This window comes from Candidatus Protofrankia californiensis (assembly GCF_900634765.1).
In the GTDB taxonomy this organism is placed as follows: Bacteria; Actinomycetota; Actinomycetes; order Frankiales; family Frankiaceae; genus Protofrankia; species Protofrankia californiensis.
In genome coordinates, this window is sequence record NZ_CAAAFT010000326.1 from 8,953 (window position 1) to 13,396 (window position 4,444).

4 protein-coding genes are annotated in these 4,444 nt (G+C 69.2%); 2 read left to right on the forward strand and 2 right to left on the reverse strand.

All coding sequences use genetic code 11. The features are described 5' to 3' along the window. The first annotated feature begins 2 nt into the window (after positions 1-2). Both DD1DGNOD_RS17185 and DD1DGNOD_RS17190 read left to right on the forward strand, forming a co-directional pair. Complete coding sequence (locus tag DD1DGNOD_RS17185; protein ID WP_131770612.1) at positions 3-824, forward strand: metallophosphoesterase family protein; 822 nt, start codon at positions 3-5, stop codon at positions 822-824. Positions 825-921: 97 nt separating this feature from the next. Further along, the gene (locus DD1DGNOD_RS17190; RefSeq protein WP_131767488.1) at positions 922-1,647 is read left to right on the forward strand and encodes a 4'-phosphopantetheinyl transferase family protein; all 726 of its coding nucleotides are present in this window, start codon (positions 922-924) and stop codon (positions 1,645-1,647) included. On the opposite strand, the gene DD1DGNOD_RS17195 is transcribed toward DD1DGNOD_RS17190, so the two are convergent. Next, positions 1,628-3,010 carry a tryptophan 7-halogenase gene (locus DD1DGNOD_RS17195; protein WP_131767483.1) on the reverse strand — a complete coding sequence of 461 codons (1,383 nt, stop codon included), beginning with the start codon at positions 3,008-3,010 and terminating at the stop codon, positions 1,628-1,630. The genes DD1DGNOD_RS17190 and DD1DGNOD_RS17195 overlap by 20 nt on opposite strands. A gap of 98 nt (positions 3,011-3,108) precedes the next feature. Next, the coding region (locus tag DD1DGNOD_RS17200; protein ID WP_206443258.1) for an FAD-dependent monooxygenase at positions 3,109-4,444 on the reverse strand (1,336 nt) is incomplete at its 5' end.

Genomic DNA, 4,444 nt, shown 5'->3' on the forward strand with positions numbered 1-4,444 from the left:
CCATCAGTGATCTGCATGTGGCGTATGCCGAGAACCGCCGAATCATCGAGGAACTACGACCGGGATCGGACGCGGACTGGCTGATCGTCGCCGGTGACGTCGGTGAGATCGTCGCGGAAATCGAATGGGCGCTGGCGCTGCTGCGCTCCCGGTTCTCCACCGTGATCTGGGTGCCGGGCAACCACGAGCTGTGGACGCCGAAAAAGGATCCGGTGCAGTTGACCGGTGAGCGGCGTTACCACCACCTGGTGGAGATGTGCCGGAGCCTGCACATTCTCACCCCGGAGGATCCGTATCCGATATGGGAGGGTGCCGGCGGTCCGGTTACCGTGGCTCCGCTGTTCCTCCTCTACGATTACACCTTCCGCCCGCCCGGTACCGGTTCCAAACAGGAGGCGCTCGCCCTGGCGCACCGGACGGGCGTGGTCTGCGCAGACGAGTACCTGCTGGTTCCCGACCCCTACCCGAGTGTGGACGCGTGGTCGCGGGCCCGGGTCGAACACACCCGCAAACGGCTCGCCGAATGCGATCCGCAGCTACCCACCGTCCTGGTGAATCATTTCCCGCTCGTGCGGGATCCGACATACGTGTTGCGCTATCCGGAGTTTGCGCAGTGGTGTGGTACCGAGAACACCGCCGACTGGCACCGACGATTCCGCGCCGCCGCCGTGGTGTACGGCCACCTGCACATCCCCCGGACAACGTGGTATGACGGCGTCCGGTTCGAGGAGGTTTCGATCGGTTATCCCCGGGAGTGGCGCCAGTGGAACGGCCCCCGCAGCATCCCCCGACAGATACTGCCGGAGCCGGACCGGCATGACTGAGACCGAGATGTCCGGTACCGAGATGTCTGGAACAGGCATGCCTGGTACCGGTATACCCGAAAGCGACGTGACCGGCATCACTATGCCTGGGACCGAGCTGCTCGCGACGCTGCTTCCCCCCGCCGTGGTCGCGGTGGAGGCGTTCACCGACGATCCGGATGCTGTGCTGTTCCCCGAGGAGGAGGCGACGCTCGCGCGGTCCGTGGACAAACGTCGCCGGGAGTTCACCACCGCCCGGGTATGCGCCCACCGCGCGCTCGCGGGCCTGGGCGTGCCGCCGGTGCCGGTACTGCGCGGACCCCGGGGGGAACCGCAATGGCCCTCCGGGGTGATCGGCAGCATCACGCACTGTGCCGGCTACCGCGCCGCTGTGGTAGCCCGATCCACCGACATAGTCACGGTCGGTATCGATGCCGAACCGAACGAGGTCCTGCCGGAGGGTGTGCTCGACCAGATCGCCCTGCCCGAGGAACACGACTGGCTCGGCCCGCTGATGCGCGGCGATCCCGCCGTGCACTGGGACCGGCTGCTGTTCAGCATCAAGGAGTCGGTCTACAAGGCCTGGTTTCCGCTGGCCCGACGCTGGCTCGGTTTCGAGGATGCGGCCATCACGGTCGACCCGCTCGGGGGTACCTTCTCCGCCCGGCTGCTGGTGGACGGACCTGTGCTCCCCGGCGGCGTTCCACCGGGCCGTGGGCAGCGCAACCATGATCTTTCCGCGCTCCCGGAAGCCCGGGTCCCCGAACGGCTGACCGGCTTCACCGGCCGCTGGCTGGCCCGCAACGGCCTGGTCATCACGGCGATCACCGTGCCGGGACGCTGACAGCGGAGATCATATCGACCAGTTCCGCCCGGGTGGGAACGCCCGGGGGACGGCTCGGACGCCACCCCCTGGCGATCAGATTCGCTACCCGTGGTTCCACCGCGTCCAGTGCGTCGGGCGGATCCACCATCTGCATGTGGCGCAGCGCCGCCGCCGCGACCACCGGATCGGCACCGGCGGCGGCGAGCACCACGAACCGCGGCACCGAAACCGGGCTCGGCGGGCTCATCGACGGGATGGACGGCAGCCCACCCTCCATGACCGCCCCCCAGGCCGCGGAGCGCGCCCGGTCGAGCAGTCGGGCGTCGTCGAACCACGACCACAGCTCGTCGCGGACCCAGGCATCGACCCGGTCACGCCACGCGGCCGGATCGGAGGGGTCCTCGGCCACCGCTTGGACGAGCCTGAACGCGTGCGCGACAGCCAGGGATGCGCCTCGACCGAAATGCGGGTTGGTGGTACAGACCGTGTCACCGAGCGCATGCAGGCCGTCGGGCGCGGCCGGACCCAACGGCCGGAACGCGTTGCGCAGCCCCTTCATGACCATGATGTTGGAGATCGGCTCGGCGAAGTCGGGATCGGTCCAGTCCGCCCCGAGCGACATGATCCGCGCGGCCGATTCGAACACGGGCGTCCTGCGCAGCGCGGCCAGACCCCTGTCCCGCGGCATGTGGACGAAGGCGACGGTGAAGGTGCCGGCGTCATGGGGGAAGACAAGCAGAGCGTAACCGTCGGCTTCCTCGACCCCGACCGCCCCACGGTTGACCGGACCGAGTTGCCGTCCCGGCAGCGCCCGGTAGCGACGGGAGACATAGACCTCGTTGGCCGGCTCGTCGAAGGCCTCCTCGGCCCGCATGCCGGCGGTGAGACGGCTGCGCCGGCCACCGCAGTCGATCACAAGATCGGCCGGGCACAGCCCGCCCCCGGCCAGGCGCACACCGACGACCGCCCCCTGCCGCGTCTCCACCCGCTGGACGGTCCCGGTCCGCAGGTCTATCCCGGGCTCCGTCTCGACACCCCGCCGCAGCACCCATTCCAGCGTGCTGCGGCGGCACTGCAACAGGCGCACGCCCTCCGGCAGGGACAAATCGACCGCACCGGCGACCCACAGGGCGTCCACAATGTCAGGCAGACCCGTGAGGAGTTCGGAACAGATCCGGGCGAGAAAGGCGTGCGGCTGGTGCAGCTGCGCGACCCCGATCCGTTTCCAGGTACCGGCCTCGTCGAGCCGGGCGGGTCTCACCGCGGTATCACGCTCGATCAGCGTGACCGCGTGCCCGAGCCGCGCCAGCGCGAGGGACACCGTCGTCCCCGCCACCCCGGCGCCGCACACCACGACCTGCAGCCGCCTGCTGCTTGCCATTCAACTCCCCGTTCTGCGTATCCGATCATCGCGCCCCCCGACGCCCTTGCCTGGTGCCTTCCGTGGCCGGATCGTCCTTTTCTCCGCTTGTGACGAGATCAGCCACCATCACCGCCGTAAACGGTGCGCAGATGATCTTCAAGTGCGCCGGCGAGGACCGGCCTGGTGCGGAAACCGACGTGTCCGTCCGGCCGGATCAGATAGGCGCACGGCCCGGTGGTCCCGTAAACGGATCTGTAGTCACGCTCGGTGTCGCGGATGACGGGAAGGTCGATACCCGCGGGAGTGAAGGCGTCCGGGGCCAGCACAACATAGATATTGATCAGTCCCGCGGCCTGCCGCCGGGCCGCGACGGCTATCTTCTCGTAGCCGATCAGGTCCTCCTCGGTCGAGGAGGCGTCCCCGTAGAACAGCAGTGTGTGCACGGTGCCCTGGATCAGCTCGAACAGTCGCAACCGGTGCCCGACACCGCGACGGGTCAGCCCGTGCACGTCAGGTGCGCGGTCGCCGGCCGCCGGCCCCCGGTCCGGGGCGTCCCAGCCCAACGCCTCCCCGACCCAGGGGGTGCCGCGGTAGGTCAGGGTCATCTGCATCTCGTCGAGGAACTGCGCCTTCTCGTCCTCGTTGTCCATCTCGTCGGTGAACGCGACCCGTACGGCGCGGCCCATGACCGACTCCCCGGCGGGGCGGCGCTCGGCCTCGTAGCTGTCGAGCAGGTCCGGCCCTGCGTGCCCACCCGCCGCGAGCGCGATCTTCCAGCCGAGGTTGTAGGCGTCCTGGATGCCGGTGTTCATGCCCTGACCGCCCGCCGGTGGATGCAGGTGCGCGGCGTCACCGGCGACGAACGCCCGGCCGACCCGGTAACGATCGACGATCCCGTGGCTGATCCGGAAGATCGACGACCAGCGCAGGTTGCGCGCGGTGGTCCCGGGCGGCGCCAGCCGATCGAGCGCGACCTGGAACTCGGCCAGTGTCGGCGGCTCGTACTCCTTCATGAAACCGGGCGGCACGTCCGTACGGGCGGCCTCGGCCATGATGCGCGGCGGCGCCATGGTCGCGATGCGATAGCGGCCGTGGCCCCGCAACGGGACGCACACGAGCATCCCGTCCATCTGGCCGTCGGTCTCGTGCAGGAAGCGCAGCAGGTAGCCCTCGGGCATCGACCAGTCGACCTCGATGTCGGCGAGCATGAACAGCTGGGGGAAACGCCCGGAGCCGGCGTTGAAGGACAGGTTCAGTTCCTTGCGGACGGTGCTGTGCGCGCCGTCGGATCCCACGATGTACTTCGCCCGCACTGTTGTCTCGCCGCCGGCGGTCGACAACCGCGCGGTCACACCGGCGGCGTCCTGGGTGAGGCCGAGCAGTTCCACGCCCCGCTCGATCGACCCGCCGAGCGCGCTGAGGCGGTCGGTGAGGATGTGTTCCGTTTCGTAC